Source organism: Pseudonocardia sp. ICBG1034, from assembly GCF_020131375.1.
Classification (GTDB): Bacteria; Actinomycetota; Actinomycetes; order Mycobacteriales; family Pseudonocardiaceae; genus Pseudonocardia; species Pseudonocardia alni.
In genome coordinates this window covers 76,272-96,976 of record NZ_JAHLEK010000021.1, presented here as the reverse complement: position 1 = coordinate 96,976, position 20,705 = coordinate 76,272, and the positions used below count along the sequence as shown (strand labels likewise).

At 73.8% G+C, this 20,705-nt stretch carries 18 protein-coding genes; 9 read left to right on the top strand and 9 right to left on the bottom strand.

Annotation, left to right across the window (positions count from 1 at the left end; translation table 11 throughout):
• Positions 1-24: 24 nt before the first annotated feature.
• The 3 genes from KPF22_RS22015 to KPF22_RS22005 are packed head-to-tail and all read right to left on the bottom strand — an operon-like array spanning position 25 to position 4,035.
• A complete protein-coding gene (locus KPF22_RS22015) occupies positions 25-2,097 on the bottom strand; it encodes an ABC transporter ATP-binding protein (protein ID WP_224403171.1) in 2,073 nt (690 codons plus the stop codon).
• Positions 2,094-3,050, bottom strand: coding sequence for an ABC transporter permease (locus KPF22_RS22010; protein WP_224403170.1), 957 nt, complete (start codon positions 3,048-3,050; stop codon positions 2,094-2,096). Before KPF22_RS22010 ends, KPF22_RS22015 begins: the two co-directional genes overlap by 4 nt.
• Position 3,051: 1 nt before the next feature.
• The gene (locus tag KPF22_RS22005) at positions 3,052-4,035 is read right to left on the bottom strand and encodes an ABC transporter permease (RefSeq protein ID WP_224403169.1); all 984 of its coding nucleotides are present in this window, start codon (positions 4,033-4,035) and stop codon (positions 3,052-3,054) included.
• Positions 4,036-4,267: 232 nt separating this feature from the next.
• Between KPF22_RS22005 and KPF22_RS22000 the strand changes: the two genes are divergently transcribed.
• Together KPF22_RS22000 and dapB are read left to right on the top strand one after the other, a co-directional pair.
• Positions 4,268-4,747 carry a DUF456 domain-containing protein gene (locus KPF22_RS22000; protein ID WP_020627871.1) on the top strand — a complete coding sequence of 160 codons (480 nt, stop codon included), beginning with the start codon at positions 4,268-4,270 and terminating at the stop codon, positions 4,745-4,747.
• Positions 4,748-4,893: 146 nt separating this feature from the next.
• On the top strand, positions 4,894-5,643 hold the full coding sequence (gene dapB, locus KPF22_RS21995) for a 4-hydroxy-tetrahydrodipicolinate reductase (protein WP_083474620.1): 750 nt from the start codon (positions 4,894-4,896) through the stop codon (positions 5,641-5,643).
• Positions 5,644-5,647: 4 nt separating this feature from the next.
• On the opposite strand, the gene KPF22_RS21990 is transcribed toward dapB, so the two are convergent.
• Positions 5,648-6,178 carry a GNAT family N-acetyltransferase gene (locus tag KPF22_RS21990; RefSeq protein ID WP_224403168.1) on the bottom strand — a complete coding sequence of 177 codons (531 nt, stop codon included), beginning with the start codon at positions 6,176-6,178 and terminating at the stop codon, positions 5,648-5,650.
• 320 nt (positions 6,179-6,498) lie between these two features.
• Here KPF22_RS21990 and KPF22_RS21985 point away from each other — a divergent pair, with 320 nt between their 5' ends.
• On the top strand, positions 6,499-7,740 hold the full coding sequence (locus KPF22_RS21985; protein ID WP_224403167.1) for a winged helix-turn-helix domain-containing protein: 1,242 nt from the start codon (positions 6,499-6,501) through the stop codon (positions 7,738-7,740).
• 4 nt (positions 7,741-7,744) lie between these two features.
• Here the strand turns inward: KPF22_RS21985 and KPF22_RS21980 are convergent, their stop codons facing one another.
• The 3 genes from KPF22_RS21980 to KPF22_RS21970 all read right to left on the bottom strand — a co-directional run bounded on the left by KPF22_RS21980 (position 7,745) and on the right by KPF22_RS21970 (position 10,044).
• Positions 7,745-8,188, bottom strand: coding sequence for a nitroreductase family deazaflavin-dependent oxidoreductase (locus KPF22_RS21980; RefSeq protein WP_224403166.1), 444 nt, complete (start codon positions 8,186-8,188; stop codon positions 7,745-7,747).
• A 66-nt stretch (positions 8,189-8,254) separates the two neighbouring features.
• Complete coding sequence (locus tag KPF22_RS21975) at positions 8,255-9,478, bottom strand: DUF4097 domain-containing protein (protein WP_224403165.1); 1,224 nt, start codon at positions 9,476-9,478, stop codon at positions 8,255-8,257.
• On the bottom strand, positions 9,475-10,044 hold the full coding sequence (locus tag KPF22_RS21970) for a toxin-antitoxin system HicB family antitoxin (RefSeq protein ID WP_224403164.1): 570 nt from the start codon (positions 10,042-10,044) through the stop codon (positions 9,475-9,477). The genes KPF22_RS21975 and KPF22_RS21970 overlap by 4 nt, the downstream gene beginning before the upstream one ends.
• A gap of 151 nt (positions 10,045-10,195) precedes the next feature.
• Here KPF22_RS21970 and thyX point away from each other — a divergent pair, with 151 nt between their 5' ends.
• Complete coding sequence (gene thyX, locus KPF22_RS21965; protein WP_208819489.1) at positions 10,196-10,960, top strand: FAD-dependent thymidylate synthase; 765 nt, start codon at positions 10,196-10,198, stop codon at positions 10,958-10,960.
• Between the two features lie 39 nt (positions 10,961-10,999).
• On the opposite strand, the gene KPF22_RS21960 is transcribed toward thyX, so the two are convergent.
• Together KPF22_RS21960 and KPF22_RS21955 are read right to left on the bottom strand one after the other, a co-directional pair.
• Complete coding sequence (locus tag KPF22_RS21960; protein WP_224403163.1) at positions 11,000-11,743, bottom strand: Crp/Fnr family transcriptional regulator; 744 nt, start codon at positions 11,741-11,743, stop codon at positions 11,000-11,002.
• 189 nt (positions 11,744-11,932) lie between these two features.
• Positions 11,933-13,246, bottom strand: a complete 1,314-nt coding sequence (locus tag KPF22_RS21955; RefSeq protein WP_224403162.1) for an MFS transporter — start codon at positions 13,244-13,246, stop codon at positions 11,933-11,935.
• Positions 13,247-13,412: 166 nt separating this feature from the next.
• On the opposite strand from KPF22_RS21955, the gene KPF22_RS21950 reads away from it, so the two are divergent.
• The 5 genes from KPF22_RS21950 to KPF22_RS21930 all read left to right on the top strand — a co-directional run bounded on the left by KPF22_RS21950 (position 13,413) and on the right by KPF22_RS21930 (position 20,697).
• A complete protein-coding gene (locus KPF22_RS21950) occupies positions 13,413-14,039 on the top strand; it encodes a TIGR03085 family metal-binding protein (protein WP_208819483.1) in 627 nt (208 codons plus the stop codon).
• 40 nt (positions 14,040-14,079) lie between these two features.
• Positions 14,080-15,111 (top strand): 4-hydroxy-tetrahydrodipicolinate synthase, encoded by a 1,032-nt coding sequence (gene dapA, locus KPF22_RS21945; protein WP_208819481.1) that lies wholly within the window; start codon positions 14,080-14,082, stop codon positions 15,109-15,111.
• A 178-nt stretch (positions 15,112-15,289) separates the two neighbouring features.
• Positions 15,290-16,978 carry a ribonuclease J gene (locus tag KPF22_RS21940; RefSeq protein ID WP_224403358.1) on the top strand — a complete coding sequence of 563 codons (1,689 nt, stop codon included), beginning with the start codon at positions 15,290-15,292 and terminating at the stop codon, positions 16,976-16,978.
• A gap of 79 nt (positions 16,979-17,057) precedes the next feature.
• Entirely contained in the window at positions 17,058-19,649 is a 2,592-nt protein-coding gene (locus tag KPF22_RS21935) for a DNA translocase FtsK (RefSeq protein WP_224403161.1), read from the top strand.
• Between the two features lie 172 nt (positions 19,650-19,821).
• Positions 19,822-20,697: a YceI family protein gene (locus KPF22_RS21930; RefSeq protein ID WP_224403160.1), complete on the top strand. Its 876-nt coding sequence runs from the start codon at positions 19,822-19,824 to the stop codon at positions 20,695-20,697.
• The last annotated feature ends 8 nt before the right edge of the window (positions 20,698-20,705 follow it).

Sequence of the window (20,705 nt, the reverse complement as noted above, 5' to 3'; positions counted from 1 at the left end):
CCCGGTGTCGGGGCGGGAGGTGGTTCAGCGGAAGTGGCAGGCGTTGCGGTGGTCGGAGTCGGCGTCGCCGGCGCCGTCCTTCACCGTCAGCGCGGGGGTCGCACCGGCGCAGCGGGACCGCTCGTGCTCGGACAGCGTCCGGGCCAGCGGGCAGCGGCCCAGGAACGCGCAGCCCGGCGCGTCGTCGGTCGGGCTGGGCAGGTCCCCGGAGAGCACCACCCGCTGCCGGGTGCGCTCCACCTGCGGGTCCGGCACCGGGATCGCCGACAGCAGCGCCTGTGTGTAGGGGTGCTGCGGGTTGCCGAACACGTCGGCGACCGCGCCGGACTCCACGATCCGGCCCAGGTACATGACCGCGACCCGGTCCGCGACGTGCCGCACCACCGACAGGTCGTGCGCGACGAACAGGTAGCTCAGCCCCAGCTCGCGCTGCAAGGCGGTGAGCAGGTTCAGCACCCCCGCCTGCACCGAGACGTCGAGGGCGGACACCGGCTCGTCGAGCACCAGCAGCGACGGCTTCGTCGCCAGCGCGCGGGCGATCCCGATGCGCTGGCGCTGCCCGCCGGAGAACGCCGCCGGGAACCGGTCCACGTGCTCCGGGTCCAGGCCGACCAGCGCCATCAGCTCGTCGACCCGGGTGGCGACCCGACCCCGGTCGGTCCAGCCGGCCGCTCGCAGCGGCTCGGTGAGGATGTCGCCGACCGTCATCCGCGGGTCGAGCGCCCCCATCGGGTCCTGGAAGACGATCTGGATCTCCCGGCGCAGCGCGGCGATGTCGGCGCGGCCGCGCAGCGTCGCGACGTCGGTGCCCGCGACCTCGATCGTCCCGCCCTCCGGCGGGAGCAGGTTCATGATCTCCAGCAGCGTCGTCGTCTTGCCGCAGCCGGACTCGCCGACCAGGCCGAGGGTCTCGCCGCGGCGGATGTCGAGGTCGACGTCGGCGACGGCGTGCACCGTCCCGACCCGGCGCCGCACCAGGGACCCCTTCATCAGCGGGAACGTCCGGCGCAGGTGGCTCACCGACAGCACGGCGGGACGGTCCTCGCGGTCGCCGCCGCGGTCGTCGCCGAGGGGCAGGGCGGGGGCGGCGAACACCGGCTCGCCACCGATCGCGCCGTCGACGATCTCGCCGGTCCGCACGCAGGCGGCGGCGTGGCCGTCGCGGGCCGGGACCGGCACCAGCGGGGGCTCCGCGGTGCGGCAGGCGTCGACGGCGACCGGGCAGCGCGGCGCGAACGGGCAGCCCGGCGGCAGGTCGGTCGGTGCGGGCGGGCTGCCGGGCACCGGGACCAGCGGGCGTCGCTCGACGCTGTCGACGCGGGGGACCGCGCCCAGCAGGCCGATCGTGTACGGCATCCGCGGCGCGGCGAACAGCTCGTCCACCGGGGCGGTCTCGACCGGGCGCCCGGCGTACATGACGAGCACGTCGTCGGCGACCCCGGCGACCACGCCCAGGTCGTGGGTGATCATGACGACGGCGGCGCCGGTCTCGTCGCGCGCCACCTTCAGCACGTCGAGGATCTGCGCCTGCACGGTGACGTCCAGGGCGGTCGTCGGCTCGTCGGCGATGATCACGGTCGGGTCGTTCGCGATCGCCATCGCGATCATGACGCGCTGGCGCATGCCGCCGGAGAACTCGTGGGGGAAGGCGCGCACGCGTCGCCGCGGGTCGGGGATGCCGACCAGGTCGAGCAGCTCGACCGCACGCTCGCGGGCCTGCGCCCGGCCGATGTCGCGGTGGATCTGCATCGCCTCGACGAGCTGGTCGCCGACGGTGAAGATCGGGGTGAGCGAGGACAGCGGATCCTGGAAGATCATCCCGATGTCGTCGCCGCGGATCCCGGACATCGCCTCGTCGGACAGCCCGACCAGCTCACGGCCGGACAGGGTGATCGAGCCCGTCACCGACGCCGACTCGGGCAGCAGCCCCATCACGGCCAGCGAGGTCACCGACTTGCCGGACCCGGACTCGCCGACGATGCCGAGCGTGCGCCCGGGCAGCAGGTCGAAGCCGACACCGCGGACGGCCTCCACCCGGCCGGCCTCGGAGGGGAACGCGACGGTCAGGTCGCGCACGGACAGCACGGGGGTGCTCATGCCCTGCCTCCCGCGCGCGACGTCGGGTCGAGGGCGTCGCGCAGGCCGTCGCCGACGAACGCGAGCGACGCCGTCAGCAGCACCAGCAGCACCGACGGCACGATGAAGATCCACGGCGCGGTCGCCATCGAGGAGCCGCCGTCGGCGAGCATGGTGCCCAGCGAGACGTCGGGGATCTGCACGCCGAACCCGATGAACGACAGCGCCGTCTCGCTCTGCACGGTGCTTGCCACGTTCAGGGTGAAGGTGACGATGAGCAGCGAGCCGATGTTCGGGATGAGGTGGCGGAACACGATCCCCGGCCCGGACACGCCCATGAAGCGGGCGGCCGAGACGTACTCGCGCTCGCGCAGCGTCGTCGCGACCGTCCAGACCACGCGGGCGGTGGTCATCCAGCCCAGCAGGGTCAGCGCGACGATCAGGATCCGGTAGTCGCCCGACCCCCACTGCGAGGCCAGCGCCAGGATCAGGAACGACGGCACCACCATCAGGAAGTGGACGACGGTGAGCAGGGCGCGCTCGCCGCGCCGCGCCCAGGTCCGCCCGCCGCCCAGGTAGGCCGCGCCCGCCCCGACCACCGCGGCGATCAGGGTGGTCAGCAGCGAGACCGTGACGGCGATGGTCAGCGAGCGCTGCAGGCCGTGCACGGCCTGGGCGTAGACGTCGTTGCCGCCGGCGGTGGTGCCCAGCGGATGGTCCAGCGACGGCGCCGCGGTCAGCGCCGCGAAGTCGACGTCGGTGTGGTCGTAGGGGGAGAGCAATCCACCGACCAGGGAGAACAGCACCAGCAGGCCGAAGACGACCAGGCCGGCCATCGCGGGCCGGTTGCGCCGGTAGCGGCGCCAGACCAGTGCGGCGCGGGCGCCCCGGCGACGGCGGGGCGCGGTGGCCCCGGGGCCGTCGTCGGCGCCGTCGCCGACCGTGGGGGCGAGCTCGGGCATGTTCAGGCTCATGTCAGCCCACCCGCACCCTCGGGTCGAGGGCGACGACCGCGACATCGGCGAGCATGGCGCCGACCGCCGTGGTCACCGCGCCGAACGCCGCCGTGGCGACGACGCCGTGGATGTCGTTGGTCGAGATGGTGCGGATGAAGTAGTCGCCCATGCCCTGCCAGGCGAAGGTCTTCTCGGTGATCACCGCGCCGGTGAACAGCGCCGGGATCGCGAACGCCACCTGGGTGGCGACCGGGATCATCGAGCTGCGCAGCCCGTGGCGGCGGATGGCCTGCCTGCGGGTCAGCCCCTTGGCCCGGGCGGTCCGCACGTAGTCGGAGTTGACCACGTCGAGCAGCATCGAGCGCTGCAGCAGGTGGTAGCCCGCGTAGGAGATGACCAGCAGCGAGATCGTCGGCAGCACCAGGTGCTGGGCCCGGTCGAGGAGCAGCGGCCAGAACCCGGTGACCCCGGGCGACTCGGACCCCGCGACGTAGAACAGCGTCCCGCCGACACCCTGGTTGATCGCGATGGCGACGAACACGACCGCCAGCGCCGCGACCGCCGACGGGATGTTCAGGGTGAACACCGAGGTCAGCTGGGCGGCGCGGTCACCGAGCCGGTACTGGCGCTGGGCCGAGTAGACCCCGAGCGCCACCCCGATCACGATCGACAGCAGCAGCGAGAAGAACACCAGCTGCCCGGACACCACGACGCGGAACGCCACCTGCGCGTTCACCGGGTCGCCGATCGGGCTGGTGCCCCAGTCCCACCGGGTCACGATCCCGGTGACCCAGATCCACCACCGCTCCAGGACCGGGACGTTCGAGTCCAGGTTGTACTGGCCCAGCGAACGGGCGATCTCCGCGTCGGTGCGCGGCGGCCGCAGCTGCAGGTAGTTGACCCGGGGGTCGAGGAACGAGTTCGCGAGGAAGTAGACCAGGTTGGTCGCGACGACGATCATCGCGAGCCACCCGGCGCCCCTGCGCAGGAGGCACCGGAGCACGCTGCTCTTCTCTGTTCGTCCGCGGTGCGGTGGTGGTGACCGGCACGCGCGGGTGGTGGGACGACCGCAGGTGAGCGGGTGTCACTGTTTCGGGTGACATCGAGGCTGGCACGCCAGTACCAGAAATCGGTAGACCCGGCTCACAGCGTTTACCCATTCGTGATGATGACACCCGGCCGTCACCGCGGGTTCGTCCGATCGGCGCGTGTGACCTGCTGGCAGGCTGGGCGTCATGACCGCCCTCGCCGTCGTCGCCGGCCTGATGATGCTCGTCGGCCTGGCCGGGATCGTGCTGCCGGTGCTGCCCGGGCCGCTGCTGATCGTCGGCGGGGTGGCGGTCTGGGCGGTCCCGCGCGGCGACGCGGTCGGCTGGTGGGTGCTCGGCATCGCGGTGCTCGTCACCGTCGCCGGTCAGGTCGCGAAGTACCTGCTCCCGGGACGCCGGCTCAAGGCCGCCGGGGTCCCGACCCGCACCCTGTTCGCGGGGCTCGTGCTGGGGGTCGTGGGGTTCTTCGTCGTGCCCGTCGTCGGGCTGTTCCTCGGGTTCGTGCTCGGGGTGTGGCTGGCCGAGCTGGCCCGCCTGCCCGACGCCGCCACCGCCTGGCGCTCGGCACGCGAGGCGCTCACCGCCGTCGGCTGGAGCATCCTCATCGAGCTCGCGGCCGGGCTGGTGACGGTCGCGGTGTGGATCGGCGGCCTGGTCGTCGGCTGAGGCCCCGGCCGACCGTGCCCCGCGGTCGCGGGCCGGGCTCCGTCCGCACCGGCGTGGGATCGGTCCGGTGCCGGATCCGTGATCACGCCGGGCCGCTGCATAGACTCCGCGGCGGTCCACGACGTCGAGGTGCGCGAGGTGTACGGGTGAGCGGGACGATCAAGGTGGCGGTCCTCGGGGCGAAGGGCCGGATGGGCTCCGAGGTGTGCCGGGCGGTCGAGGCCGCCGGGGACACCGAGCTGGTCGCCGCGCTGGACGCGGGTGACGACCTGTCCGCCCTCGACGGCGCCGACGTCGCCGTGGACTTCACCCACCCCGGCGCCGCGATCGCCAACATCCGCGAGTGCCTGGCACGCGGGGTCGCGCCCGTCGTCGGGACCAGCGGCTTCGACGCCGCCAGGTTCGACGAGGTCCGCGCGATCCTCGACGAGCGCGGCTCCGGCAGCGTGCTCGTCGCCCCGAACTTCGGGGTCGGCGCCGTGCTGATGATGCACTTCGCGGCGCAGGCCGCCCGCTTCTTCGACTCCGCCGAGGTCGTCGAGCTGCACCACGCCGGCAAGGTCGACGCACCGTCCGGTACCGCCGCGCGGACCGCGTCGGTGATCGGCGCGGCACGACGCGAGGCCGGGCTCGGCGAGGTCCCCGACGCCACCACCGACGACCCGCACGGCGCCCGCGGCGCGGTCGTCGAGGGCGTCCACGTGCACGCGGTCCGGATGCCCGGGCTGATCGCGCACCAGGAGGTCATCCTCGGCACCGACGGCGAGGTGCTCACACTGCGCCACGACTCGATGAACCGGACCAGCTTCATGCCGGGCGTGCTGCTCGCGGTGCGCGCCGTCCGCGACCGCCCGGGCCTGACGATCGGCCTGGAGCCGCTGCTCGGGCTCGGCTGAGCCCTCAGTCGACCAGGTGCAGGTCGAGCGTCCCGGAGTGGCGGACCTCGCGCAGCGTCGACGTGCCGGTGTCCAGCGTGCGCACCGCGCCGTCGGGTGCCCAGCCGGCGCGGCCGTAGAAGTTCCGTGAGGCGGTGTCGGCCTCGGCCACCCAGGTGCGCCCCGAGTCCGATCCGGACTCCCGCAGGGCGGCCGCGGCGGCGGCGAGCAGCCGTCCGCCGTGCCCGCGCCTGCCCCAGCGCGGCTCCACGAGCAGCGTGCTGACCTCGGCGATCGCCATGCCGTCGGCCCCGGCGTAACGGGCGGCGGCGGCGAACCCGACGGTCTCGTCCCCCTCGACGGCGACGAACAGGTGGAAGCCGTCCCCGGCGTGCACGGCATCGCTCCAGTGCGAGCGCGCGGCGTCCGAGGTGAGCCCGGCGAACGCCTCCTCGGGCAGCAGCCCGGCGTAGGCGGTGCGCCAGGTGCGGTCCTGGATCGCCATGATCGCGCCGACGTCGTCGTCGGTGGCGGGGCGGACGGTCGCGGTGGCCATGGGTCATGCCTACCGTGCGACCCCGCGGGCCGCGTCACCGCCCGGGTCCACAGCGGTCGCACACGTCGTTGCGATCCGCGCCCCGTCCCCGGTCGCACTGACCGCCGCCGTCGACCCCACCAGCGAGCCGACCGCGGGAGCCGTCCCGGGCGGTGGCGGGCCGGGTGCCGGCGGCCCCGGCGGCCCGCCGCCCGGCAGCTGACCGGCCGGATGTCACCCGGCGCGGTGCCGCGGGTCCGGCGCCGCCCGGTGTGGTGCGGCCCGGCCGCCGGTCCGGGCGGTACCGGATCCTGTCGGTGCCCCGTGGCAGCATCCCGGCCGTGCGCACGATCTCAGCCGACGTCGCCCGTCGGACGTTCCTCGCGGCCCAGGGCTTCACCGACCCGCGGCCGTCCGGGCCGGTCACCCGTCGTCATCTCGGACGGGTGCTGGACCGGGTGAAGCTGCTGCAGCTCGACTCGGTCAACATCGCGGTGCGCGCGCACTACATGCCGCTGTTCAGCAGGCTCGGTGCCTATCCCGCCGCCCTGCTCGACGACGCCGCCTGGTCGCCCGACGCGCGCCGCCCGCGGCTGCTGGTGGAGACCTGGGCGCACGAGGCGAGCCTCGTCCCGGTCGTCGACCGGCCGCTGCTCTCCCACGAGACGCTGCCGCGGCGGTGGTGGAAGCACTACGGGCCGCTGCTGGAGAAACACCCGCGGCTGGCCGGGGACATCCTCGACGTCGTCGCGGAGGCGGGGCCGATGGGCGCCGGGGCGATCGAGAAGGCGCTGGCCCCGGCCGGCCGGGCCGGTGAGGTGCGCCCGCGCCCGCCCGGCGCGACCTGGTGGGAACGCTCGGAGGTCAAGCGGGTCTGCGAGTACCTGTTCGCGACGGGAGAGCTGTCGGTCGGCACGCGCGTCCACTTCGAACGCCGCTACGACCTGCCCTCACGGGTCCTGCCGCCGGAGATCCTGGCGCTGCCCGAGCCGGACCCGGCGGACGCGGCTCGCGAGCTCGTGGCCAAGTCCGCGTCGGCGCTGGGGATCGGCACCGAGACCGACCTGCGCGACTACTACCGGCTCGGCCCGGACCGCACCCGCACCGCGATCGCCGAGCTGGTCGACGCGGGTGCCCTGGAGCCGGTGAGCGTGCGCGGATGGGACCGGCCCGCCTACCGGGACCCGGCGGCCCGGGTTCCGCGCGCCGTGACCGGGCGGGCGCTGCTGTGCCCGTTCGACCCGCTGGTGTGGGAGCGGGACCGGACCGAGCGGATCTTCGGGTTCCGCTACCGCATCGAGATCTACGTGCCGGAGCCGAAGCGGGAGTACGGCTACTACGTCTTCCCGTTCCTGCTCGACGGCGAGCTCGTCGGCCGGGTCGACCTCAAGGCCGACCGGGCGGCCGGGGTGCTGCGGGTGCCCGGCGCGTTCGCCGAGACCAGCGCCCCGCGCCCGCGGATCGCGGCCGAGCTGGCCGGGGAGCTCGCGACGATGGCGGGCTGGCTCGGGCTCGACGGCGTCGCCGTGGGGGAGCGGGGCGATCTGGCCGCCGAGCTCCGTGCCGAGGTCGCCGCCCGCTGAGGGGTCAGGCGGGATCGAGGCGGAACACGGCGATCGTGTCCAGGTGCTCGGCGACCTGCTCCTCGGTGGCGTCGGCCGGCACCGGGAACGCCGACAGCGCCCACGGCACGTCGAGTGCCCGCAGGTAGCCGACGACGACGGCCGCGGCCTCGGCGCGCCCGGGCTCGACCGCGCGGTGCGGCTCGTCGCCCGTGCCGGAGCGGATCGCGCACTCCGGCGTCGCCCGCAGGTTGCGCACCCAGTCCCGCCCACCGGTGGGGGAGACCAGGTAGCCGGCGCCACCGTGCCCGACGACACCGATCGGGGTGTCGCGCGGCTCACCGCTGCGCCGCCCGCGGGTACGCAGCACGCGCAGGGCGTAGCCGCCGTCGGGGACGGGGGTGGGGGGCATCTGCAGCACCCGGGCGGTCATGGAGGCGTTCGTCGCGGCGATCTCGGTGCGGTCCACGACGCCGAGCCTACGCCGGTACCTCGCTCGTCGATCATCTCGATGAGCGAGGTACCGGTCGCAGGGTCAGACCGCGGCGGCCGACGCCCGGGTCACGAGGACGTCGCCGCTGCCGGTGCGTCCGGACAGCCGCACCGCGGGCGCCGTGGACGGGGTGTCGTGGCGGACGTCGAGCTCGGATCGGGCGCGGCCCGACCCGGTCGACAGGTCCAGCTCGGCGGCCACACCGAAGTGCACCCCGACCCGGACCGACCCCGACCCGGTGCCGAGCCGGACGTCACCGGAGACCGCGTCGGCGACGACGACGTCCCCCGACCCCGAGCGCACCTCGAGGTCCGCGGTGAGCTCGCCGACGCGGACGTCGCCGCTGCCGGTCCGGATGCGCGACGCGCCGCCGAGCGACCCGGCCTCGACGCTGCCGGAGCCGGCACGCAGATGCGCCCGGCCCGAGCACGTGCCCAGGTCGATCGACCCCGACCCGGTGGTGACGTCGGCGTCGCCGTGCACCTGGGCGACGCGGGCCGCGCCGGACCCGGTCCGCACCGCGGCCCAGGACGCCCGGCCGGTCAGCTCGACCGAGGCCGCGCCGGTCCGTACCGCGGGCCGCGACCCGGCGGGGGCGGAGACGGTGACCACGAGCGGCACCGCGCCGAGGGCCGGGTCGTCCGGCCCGCGGACCACCAGGCGTCGCGACGAGGCCGACCACTCGACGGTGACGGCGTCGACGGCGTCCGCCGACGGGTCACCGGTGGCCTCCCAGGGGGCGCCGACGATCGGGTCGAACCCGCGGCCGGACCAGCCCACCCCGGCCCGGGGCACGCCGGAGCCGCCGGTCATCGAGCTGCCGATCCAGTCGAGCAGCCCGCCGAGGCCGCCGGACCACGGCGCGGCGCTGCGGTCGGCGGTGACCTCCGCGCGGACCTCGCCGGCCCCGTCGACCAGGTCGATCCGGACCCGGCCGGCGCCGGTCGTCACCTCGATCTCGGCGGCGCCGGCGCAGTCGAACCGCTCGCTGCGGGAGGGGGTGCCGGCGGGGCCGGTGCCGCCCGTGGAGCCGTGGTCGCCGCCCGCGCTGTCGGAGTCGCCGGTCGGCGCGTGGCCGGTGCCGCCGCCGTCGGCGCCGCTCGCGCCGGGGGAGCCGCCGCTCGCGTCGGGGGAGCCGCCGCCCTCCCCGGTGGGGCCGCCGCCCTCCCTGCCGGGGCCGCTGTCGGAGCCGGTGTGGGCGTCGCCGCCGTGCGTGGCGTCACCGCTGCCGTCGTCCGGCCCGGGGCCCGTCCGCTCGTCGCTCATCCCTGCACCCATCCCCTCAGGTTGCGCCCGTCACGGTGCGGACGGCCGGTGCGTCCCTCCGCGCCGGCCAGTGCCCCCTGCACCGCCTGGGACACCCAGGTGTTGAGCGAGACGCCCTGGGACTGGGCGGCACGCTCGGCCTGGGCCTTGATCTGCTCGACGATGCGCAGGGTGACCCGGCTGATGTCCCCGGCGTCACCGGAGAACGGCGAACCACCGGAGGCCGGGCCACCGGAGGCGCCGCCGAACGGGAAGCCGCCGAACGGCGCGGTCCCCTCGCTCGCCGGGGCCGGGTCCGGGGTGGGGGAGTGCCCGGGCTCCGGGTCGACCCCGGACACCGACACGCGCACCTCCCGGCCGTGCAGGCGGACCTCGACCGAGCGGTCGCCGAGCGCGGCGGTCGCCTCCGAGGCCAGGTCGGACAGGGCGTTCATGATCGCGAGCCGCGCGGCGGGCTCGATCGCGGAGCCGAGCAGGGCCGCCGTGCGGCGGGTCTGCTCGTCACCCGCGGCCGCCGCGGCGGCGAGGTCGTCGCGCAGCTGCGCGACATACGGCGTGAGGTCCATGACACCACTATGGCGTCACTGGTGACATCACGCCACATGTTCGTGGCGTCGGTGGCGACGTCGCAGGGCACCGGGGGTGCCGCGACCGCCACCGTGGGTGCGGGCGCGGGGCCCGGCGGGTGCCGGGGACGCCGGTCGTTACCCTCGCGGCATGCCGGAGACCGCGCCGAAGACCGTCCCGCTGACCGTGCAGCTCGTCGCGAAGACCGAGTTCACCCCGCCCGCGGACGTCCCGTGGTCCACCGACGCCGACGGCGGCCAGGCGCTGGCCGAGTTCGCCGGCCGCGCCTGCTACCAGTCGTGGACCAAGCCGAACCCGCGCACCGCGACCAACGCCGGCTACATCGCCCACATCCTCGAGGTCGGGCACCTCTCGGTCCTCGAGCACGGCTCGGTCAGCTTCTACCTGACCGGCATCTCGCGCTCCCTGACCCACGAGCTGATCCGGCACCGCCACTTCTCCTACTCCCAGCTCTCGCAGCGCTACGTCCCCGAGCGTGACGCCGCGATGGTCGAGCCCGACGTCATCGCCCAGGACCCGGAGCTGCACGAGCTGTTCCTGCAGGCCTCGGCGGACGCGCTCGCCTCCTACGAGAAGCTCCTCGAGGGTCTGGAGGCGCGCTTCGCCGACGTGCCGAACGGCACGCTGCGGCGCAAGCAGGCCCGCCAGGCCGCGCGGTCGGTGCTGCCGAACGCCACCGAGACCAGGATCGTCGTCACCGGGAACTACCGGGCGTGGCGGCACTTCATCGCGATGCGCGCCTCCGAGGCCGCCGACGTCGAGATCCGCAACCTCGCCGTCGAGTGCCTGCGTCAGCTGCAGGTCGAGGTGCCGAACGTGTTCGCGGACTTCCAGATCCAGACCCTCGCCGACGGCACCGAGATCGCCTCCAGCCCACTGGTGGCCGAGGGCTGAGCGAGGCTCGCCGAGCGGGCATCGGCGCCGGGGACCGGCTCAGGCCAGGACGGCGTGCACCCGTCGTCGCAGGTCCGGCAGGTCCCGCACGACGAACCCGCGTCCCTCCTTCTCCAGCAGGCCCTCCGCGACCAGCCGGGACAGCTCTCGGCTGGTCGTGACCCGGGTGAGCCCCACGAGCAGCCCCAGCTCGTCGACGGCGGGGCGGATCGACAGCCGGGCCACCTCGTCGAGTGCGATCTCGCCGTAGGCCTCCACCAGGTGGCCGAGCAGCAGGATGATCCGCTCGCGGGCGGGCAGCCCCTCGATGAGCACGTGCAGCTGCATGACCCGCTGCTTGTAGGCGATCCGGCGGGTGATCTCCAGCAGCAGTTCCGGCTCGTCGCGGGCGGCGGTCAGCAACGCGTCGCGGGTCACCGAGACGATCTCCGACGGCCGGGTGCAGACCGAGGCGAGGTGGCGCGGCCGTCCGTCGACGCAGGCCGCCTCGCCGAGGCTGGCGCCGGGCTCGGCGTAGGCCAGGGAGCGTTCCGAGCCGTCGGGCCGGTGCAGGTAGATCCGGACCCGCCCGGACACGACGAGGTGGAACCGCGACGACAGCTGGCCCTGGGTGTAGACGTGCTCGCCGCGGGCGTAGTGGCGGGGGCTGCCCAGCTGCGCGATCTGCGAGGTCAGCGACGTCCACGGGGCGGTCAGGAACGGTGAGACCGGGTGGTCGTCGGGGTCGGGCGCGGGCAGCGCGCGCACGGTGCCGTCGGGCCGCCGTACCGCGCCGCTGCTCATGGTCCCGCCTCCCGGCCGTCGCCGCTGGTCCGTCCGGACGGTAGCGGGCTCGGGCGCCTGCGGGTAGGTGGACGGCCCGGACGCCGAGGGGTGCGTCCGGGCCGTCGGGTCCGGGGGTGCCGGCCGGCGGCCGCCGGCACCGGGTGGGGTGCGGTGCGGCCCGCCCGGACGGGCCGCGCCGGTGGCCGGTCAGGCGGCCGCGAGCTGTGCGTCCTGCTCGGCGAGGGAGTCCGCGTCGGTCTGCGGCAGGGCCAGCGTGCAGAGCAGGCTGATCAGCGAGACCGCCGAGAGCAGCAGGCCGATACCGAGGCTGCCCAGCGTCGACGCGGCCAGCGCCGCGGCGAACAGCGGGACCACGCCGCCGCCGAAGACGCCGGCGAGGTTGTAGGCGATCCCGGCGCCGGTGTAGCGGAAGCGGGTCGGGAACAGCTCCGGGAGCTGGGCGCCGATCGGGCCGTAGGCGATGCCGACGACGCCGAGCACCAGCGACAGGCCGAGACCGAACGACCACACGGTGCCGATGTCGATGATCGGGAACGCGAGCAGGCCGGCCGCGACCGAGGCGATGTTGCCGCCCACGACCATCTTCCGGCGTCCGACCCGGTCGGACAGGATCGCGGAGGCGATCGTCGTCAGGGCGAAGACCAGGCCGCCGACGATGCCCATGGCCAGCACCGAGGTGCGCGGGAGCTCGAGCTGCTGGGTGCCGTAGCTGGTCAGGTAGGTGACGCCGATGTAGAAGAAGGCGAACACGGCGGTCGTCGAGCCGGCGCCGAGGAACACCGCGGCGGTCCGGGTCGTGAAGACCTCCGTGACCGGCAGCCTGGTCGAGACCGGGCCGCTGTTCTTGAACGTGGCGGTCTCCTCCAGCGCGAGGCGGACGTAGAGCCCGACCGCGACGAGCAGCACCGACCCGATGAACGGGATGCGCCAGCCCCAGGCGAGGAACGCCTCGTTGCTCATGGTGAGCGCGGTGACCAGGAAGGTCGCCGAGGCCAGCGCGAACGCGACCGACGGGCCGAGCTGCGGGAACAGGGCGTACTTGCCCCGCGCCTTGGTCGGCGCGTTCTCCGCGGTCAGCAGCGTGGCACCGGCCCACTCGCCGCCGACGGCGAGGCCCTGCAGGATGCGCAGCACCACGAGCAGGATCGGTGCGAGGACGCCGATCGTGCCGGTGGTGGGCAGCAGGCCGATGGCCAGCGTGGAGAACCCCATCAGCAGCAGCGTGGTGACCAGCGTGCCCTTGCGGCCGAGCCGGTCGCCGAAGTGGCCGAACAGGATCGACCCGAACGGGCGTGCGACGAACGCGACGCCGAAGGTGGCCAGGGCGAGGGCGGTCCCGGCCGCCGCCCCGAGCTCGGGGAAGAAGACCTTGTTGAACACCAGGGCCGCGGCGGTGCCGTAGATGAAGAAGTCGTAGAACTCGATGACCGTGCCGGTCATGCTCGCGAGTGCGATCTTGCGCATCGACCGCGGCGGCTGCGTGGCGACAGCTTTCGTCACGTGTGTTCTCCCCGTCGAGAAGCATGGAGTGGGACGGATCGGAGTATCGGGACACGGAAGGGTGAGATCTGTATCACCGGCTACAGATGGCCTGCGTTCCGTCAGCCGTTTGTCGACCGTTCGTCGCGCGGTGCGGCCCGGAGCGGGCCGGACTAGGTTGGGGGCGGTGAGCCTTGCCACCGCCGAACGTGCCGCCCTGTGTGCCGAGTTCGAACGCTCGGGCCCCGACCGCCCGACGCTGTGCGAGGGGTGGAACGCCCGGGACCTGCTCACCCACCTGCTGGTGCGCGAGCGGCAGCCGTGGAACGCCGCGGGGATCGTGGTGCCCGCGTTGTCGGGCATGACCGACAAGGCGATGGACGGCTACGCGTCCGCGGCCTGGCCGAACATGATCGACGACCTGCGCAAGGGGCCGCCCGCGTGGTCGCCGTTCAAGGTCGGCAAGGTCGACGAGATCGCCAACGGTGCCGAGTTCTTCGTCCACCACGAGGACCTGCGCCGCGGGGAGCCCGGCTGGGAGCCCCGCCCGTCGGACCCGGAGCGTGACGGGCAGCTGTGGAACCTGCTCGCGAACCAGGCGAAGCTGCTGTTCCGGCGCAGCCCGGTCGGCCTGGTCCTGGCCCGTCCGGAGGGCGCGACCCAGGTCGTCGCGACCGGGTTCGGCGTGGTCACGGTGACCGGTGAGCCCGCCGAGCTCGTGCTGCACGCCTTCGGCCGGGACGCCGCGCGGGTGGAGGTGACCGGTCTGCCCGCCGACGTGGAGGCCTACCGGGGTGCCCCGTCCGGCATGTGACCGGGAACCGCCGGTCCTCCGGGCGGTACCGTCACCAGTCATGAGCACCGGTCCCGATCCCGCCCCCGGCGGGCAGCAGCACCCGCCGCGCCGACCGTTCGGCGAGGTGCTGACCGCGATGGTCACGCCGTTCGACGCCGATGGCGAGCTGGACCTGGCGAAGGCCGAGGAGCTGGCGAACCACCTGGTCGACCTCGGCAACGACGGGCTGGTCGTCAACGGCACGACCGGTGAGGGACCGACGACGTCGGACACCGAGAAGTCCGAGCTGATCCGCGCCGTCGTGTCGGCGGTGGGGGACCGGGCGACCGTCGTCGCCGGGGCGGGCACCTACGACACCGCGCACTCGATCGAGCTGGCCCGCAGCGCGGAACGCGCCGGTGCGCACGGGCTGCTCGTGGTGACGCCGTACTACTCGCGGCCGCCGCAGGAGGGCCTGCTCGCGCACTTCACCGCCGTCGCCGATGCGGGCGACCTGCCGGTGATGCTCTACGACATCCCGCCGCGCAGTGTGATCGGGATCGACGTCGAGACCTTCCAGCGCCTGGCACAGAACCCCCGCATCGTCGCGGTGAAAGACGCCCGCAACGACCTGCGCGTCGGCACCGAGGTGCTGGCCACCACCACGCTCGCCTACTACTCCGGCGACGACCCGGTGAACCTGCCGTGGCTCTCGGTCGGGGCGGTCGGCTTCGTCAGCGTGATCGGCCACGTCGTCGCCGACCGGCTGCGTGCCATGATCGACGCATACCACGCCGGTGAACACCAGCGGGCCCGTGCGCTGCACTACGCGATGCTCCCGGTGATCCGCGGGATGGGCCGGGTCGGCGGCGCGGTGTTCGCCAAGACCGCACTGCGGCTGCGCGGCATCGACGTCGGCGACACCCGGCTGCCGCTGCCGCCCGCCACCGAGGACCAGGTCGCGGCGATCGCCGGCGACCTGGCCGTCGCCGGGGTGGCGCTGGACCCGCAGGCCCGCCCGAACGTCCCCGCCTACCAGCCCGGCCACGGTGCCCTGGGCGGACGCACCGCAGCCGACATCGGCGCCGAGGTCGCGTACCACCGAACGTGAGCGGAGCGAACGGAGCATCCGTACCGCACCTGAGCACGAGCCGGCTCCGCACCCGGGCGGGCCCCGAGAACACGAACCAGAGAACACGAACCCATGTGAGGCACGAACCCCTGTGAGTCCCCAGCGCAACGACCGACGCAACCGGCCCGGCCGGACGCTCTCCGCACCGCCGGAGGACATCGAGCGCCCGGAGCTCCCGGACGCCCCGCCACCCGCCCTCGCGCGGGGTGGCCTGCGCGTCTACGCGCTCGGCGGCATCGGCGAGGTCGGTCGCAACATGACCGTCTTCGAGTACGAGGGCCGGCTGCTCGTCGTCGACTGCGGCGTGCTGTTCCCGTCCGACTCCGAGCCGGGCATCGACCTGATCCTGCCCGACTTCCGGACCATCGAGGACCGCCTCGACGACATCGACGCGCTCGTGCTGACCCACGGCCACGAGGACCACATCGGTGCCGTGCCGTGGCTGCTGCGCATGCGCCCGGACATCCCCGTCGTCGGGTCCCGGTTCACGCTCGCCCTGGTCGCAGCCAAGTGCAAGGAACACCGCCTGACCCCGCACCTGCAGGAGATCAAGGAGGGCGACCGGGTGTCCCACGGCGGGTGGGACTGCGAGTACTTCGCGGTCAACCACTCGATCCCCGACGCCGTCGCCGTCGCGGTCCGCACGCCCGCCGGGCTGCTGCTGCACACCGGCGACATCAAGCTCGACCAGCTCCCGCTCGACGGGCGGCTCACCGACCTGGGCGGGTTCTCCCGGCTGGGCGAGGAGGGCGTCGACCTCTTCCTGGTCGACTCCACCAACGCCGAGGTGCCGGGCTTCGTCACCCCCGAGGCCGACATCGGGCCGGTCATCTCCGACCTGGTCCGCCGGGCGCCGTCGCGGATCATCCTGGCCTGCTTCGCCAGCCACGTGCACCGCGTCCAGCAGGTGCTCGACGCCGCGCACGCGCACGGCCGCAAGGTGTGCCTGACCGGGCGCTCGATGGTCCGCAACATGGGCCTGGCCGACGACCACTCGCTGCTGAACATCCCCGACGGGCTGCTCGTCGACATCGACGAGGCGATGCGCCTGCCCGACGAGAAGCTGGTGCTCGTCTCCACCGGTTCGCAGGGCGAGCCGCTCGCCGCGCTGTCCCGGATGGCGCGCGGGGACCACCGCAGTATCACGATCCGCCCGGACGACACGATCATCCTGGCCAGCTCGCTGATCCCGGGCAACGAGACCGCCGTGTTCGGTGTGATCAACGGGCTGACCCGGCTGGGCGCGACCGTCGTGCACCAGGGCAACGCCAAGGTGCACGTCTCCGGGCACGCCCCGGCGGGCGAGCTGCTGTTCCTCTACAACGCGGTGCGCCCGTCGAACGTCATGCCGGTGCACGGGGAGTGGCGCCACCTGCGGGCCAACGCCGCGCTCGCGCGTCGCACGGGGGTGCCCGAGGAGTCGGTGGTCATCGCGGAGAACGGCGTGGTCGTGGACCTCGTCGACGGCCGCGCGGCGATCACCGGCCGGGTCGAGGTCGGGCAGGTCTACGTCGACGGGCTGTCGGTCGGTGACGTGGGCGAGACCACTCTCGGTGACCGCATCGCGCTCGGCGAGGGCGGTTTCATCGCGATCAACGTGGCGATCGACCACAAGACCGGCCGTGCGCTGTCGCGTCCGACGCTGTCCGGACGCGGGTTCTCCGACGACCCCAAGGCGCTCGACGCCGCCCAGTCGCTGGTCGAGGACGAGCTGTCCCGGCTGGAGAACGAGAACGTCACCGACCCGCACCGGATCGCCCAGGGCGTGCGGCGCGTCGTCGGCCGCTGGGTGTCGGACACCTACCGCCGCCGCCCCATGATCGTCCCCACGGTCATCGCCGTCTGAGTGTGTGGAGGGGTCGTCGACCCCTCCACACCCGCGTCGGTCCCCGGTTCGATCACCGAACCGGGCTACCGTGTGTGACATGGCGGGACGCACGGGCACGGGCAGGACCACCACGACTGCGGCCGCGGGCCGCGGCTCGGGGCGGTCGGGCTCGCGCGCGTCCACCGCCCGCAAGCGCCCGTCGGCAGGCCGCAGGCCACCGGCCCGGCGCCAGGGCCCGGACCTGGTCGACCGCGGGATCGACGCGGTCGGCCGGGGCGTGGCGAAGACCGTCCGCGCCTCCGGACGGGCGGTCGGGCGCACCCGCGAGATCGACCCCGCGCACCGCCGTGACGGCATCGGGTTCGGCATGCTCGTGCTCGCCGTCATCGCCGCCGCCGGGCTGTGGTGGCAGGCGGGCGGTTCGGTCGGCTACTGGTTCACCTTCCTCGTGCAGGCGGTGATGGGCCAGGCCGGCGTGGCGCTGCCGGCGATCCTGCTGGGCATCGGCATCGTGCTGGTCACCACCGAGGGGCACCCGGAGGCCCGGCCGCGGATCGTGACCGGCAGCCTGCTGCTCGCCCTCGGCGTGCTCGGGCTGGTGCACCTGGGCGCCGGAGCGCCCGCCGAGCCCGACGCCTGGCGCGGCGCGGGCGGCGCGGTCGGCTACGTCGCGGGGACCCCGCTGAAGGCCGGGCTCAGCCTGTGGACGGCCGTCCCCGTCCTCGTCCTCCTGACGCTGTACTCGGTCCTGCTGGTCACCGGCATCCCGGTGCGGGAGCTGCCGGACCGCTTCCGCAGGCTCACGGGACAGCTGCCGCCCGAGCAGGACGAGGAAGAGGACACCGGTGCGGGCCGCCCGCGGACGGTGGCCGACGCCGTCGCCGAGCGGGACGGGCAGGCCGGGGACGCCGAGGAGGCCCCGAAGAAGCGGCGCCCGGCGCGGCGCAGGCAGGGGGCCGCGGAGGCCGACGCGTTCCGGATGGAGGAGGGCGAGCACGCCCTGGCCCCGGTGGACCCGTCGTTGCCCGGCGTCCCGGACGAGGAGGCGCCCGCCGCCGTCCCCGCCGCGGCCGCACCGCCGGCGACGAAGCCGCGCAAGCCCGTCGTCGAGACGCCGCAGGTCGCGGACGAGCCGCTCGAGGGAGAGCAGCTCTCGATGGCGATCCGCGAGCCGCAGTCCGACACCGAGTACATCCTGCCGCCGGCGGACACCCTGGAGTCCGGGCCGCCGCCGAAGTCGCGCAGCTCCGCCAACGACGCGATGATCGAGGCGATCACCGGGGTCCTCGACCAGTTCAACGTCGACGCCCAGGTCACCGGCTTCACCCGTGGCCCGACGGTCACCCGCTACGAGATCGAGCTCGGCCCGGCGGTGAAGGTCGAGAAGATCACCCAGCTGCAGCGGAACCTCGCCTACGCCGTCGCCAACGACAACGTGCGGCTGCTCGCGCCGATCCCCGGCAAGTCCGCGGTCGGCATCGAGGTGCCCAACACCGACCGCGAGATGGTCCGCCTCGGCGACGTGCTGCGCTCGGGCAACGCCCGCGCCGAGCAGCACCCGATGGGCATCGGCCTGGGCAAGGACATCGAGGGCCACTACCTCGTCGCGAACCTGGCGAAGATGCCGCACCTGCTGGTCGCGGGCTCCACCGGTTCCGGTAAGTCCAGCTTCGTCAACTCGATGCTGGTGTCGCTGCTGACGCGGGCCACGCCGGACGAGGTCCGGATGATCCTCATCGACCCGAAGATGGTCGAGCTGACGCCCTACGAGGGCATCCCGCACCTGATCACGCCCATCATCACCCAGCCGAAGAAGGCCGCCGCGGCGCTGTCCTGGCTGGTGGAGGAGATGGAGCAGCGCTACCAGGACATGCAGGCCAACCGGGTCCGCCACGTCGACGACTTCAACCGCAAGGTCCGCACCGGGGAGATCACCGCCCCGCCCGGGTCCGAGCGGGTGTACCGGCCCTACCCGTACATCATGTGCATCGTCGACGAGCTCGCCGACCTCATGATGACCGCGCCGCGCGACGTCGAGGACGCGATCGTCCGGATCACCCAGAAGGCGCGTGCGGCCGGGATCCACCTGATCCTGGCGACCCAGCGGCCGTCGGTGGACGTCGTCACCGGTCTGATCAAGACCAACGTGCCCAGCCGCCTGGCGTTCGCGACGTCCTCGCTCACCGACTCGCGGGTCATCCTCGACCAGCCGGGCGCGGAGAAGCTGATCGGCATGGGCGACGCGCTCTACCTGCCGATGGGCGCCGGCAAGCCGGTCCGCATGCAGGGCGCCTTCGTCGACGACGACGAGATCTCGAAGGTCGTCGCGTTCACCAAGGAGCAGGCCGAGCCCAGCTACACCGAGGGCGTCACCGCGCAGAAGGCCGGCGAGAAGAAGGAGATCGACGCCGACATCGGCGACGACCTCGACCTGCTGCTGCAGGCCACCGAGCTGATCGTCACCTCGCAGTTCGGGTCGACCTCGATGCTGCAGCGCAAGCTGCGGGTCGGGTTCGCGAAGGCGGGCCGGCTGATGGACCTGCTCGAGACCCGCAACATCGTCGGCCCCTCGGAGGGCTCGAAGGCCCGCGACGTGCTGGTCAAGCCGGACGAGCTGGAGGGTGCTCTCCTCCTGATCCGCGGCGGCGGGACCGCCGACGGCGGCGAGATCGCCGACGAGGACGAGTGACGACGCGGGTGACGGTCGCGGGGCGGTGATGATCCCGACACCGTCGGTGATCGACTTTTCGGGCCGACGGGTTAACGGAACGGTCACGTTCGTGCCAGAGTGACCAGGGGTCGCCGGCCGGCGACCGCACGTCGTGCTGCCCGTCGTCGTCGGGCAGAGGAGGTTGTGGCTGGTGTTCTGGAGGAAGAAGGACCGTCGTCGCCCGGCGCGGGGCACCACCGACCGGCACGCGCTCGTCCCGATTCCGCTGACCGGCGGCGTGCTGTCCGGTCAGGTCCGCGACCAGCAGGGCGGTGCCCTGGCCGGTACCGAGGTGTCGGTGATGGACCCCGCCGACCGGCGCGCGGTGCACGTCGAGACCGACCCGTTCGGCCGGTTCGCCGCGTCGCTGATGCCCGGCCGGTACCGGGTGCGTGTCGAGGCCGGCGGCTACCAGCAGGTCACCGACGTCGTCGAGGTGTCCTGGGGCGAGCACGCCGACATGGGCCACATCGTCCTCGGCGAGGACCCGGCGCTGCGCCCGCCGCACCCCGGCGTCTTCGTGATCGACGGCGACCACAGCTCGGTGCGCTTCGTCGCCCGGCACATCGGCATGTCCAAGGTGTACGGCCGGTTCAACCGGTTCCAGGGGCAGATCCGGATCGCCGAGCCGTTCGAGGAGTCCTCGGTGGACGTCGTGATCGACGCGGCCAGCGTCGACACCAACGTCGCCGCCCGCGACACGCACCTGCGCTCGGCCGACTTCCTGGACGTCGAACGCTTCCCCGAGCTGCGCTTCTCCAGCGTGCGCTTCGTCGCGCACGGCGGGAACCGGTGGACCGTGGACGGCGACCTCACGCTGCACGGCCTCACCAGCGACGTCTCGCTGGACACCACGTTCCTGGGCACCGCGGAGTGGAACGGTGACCGGGTCGGCGCGGTCGCCACCACCCAGCTGCACCGCGAGCACTACACGCTCAACTGGCAGCAGACCATCGCCAAGGGCCTGCCCGTGGTCGGGTCGACGATCCAGATCCAGCTCGACGTGCAGGCGATCCGGCAGTCCTGACCTCCGGT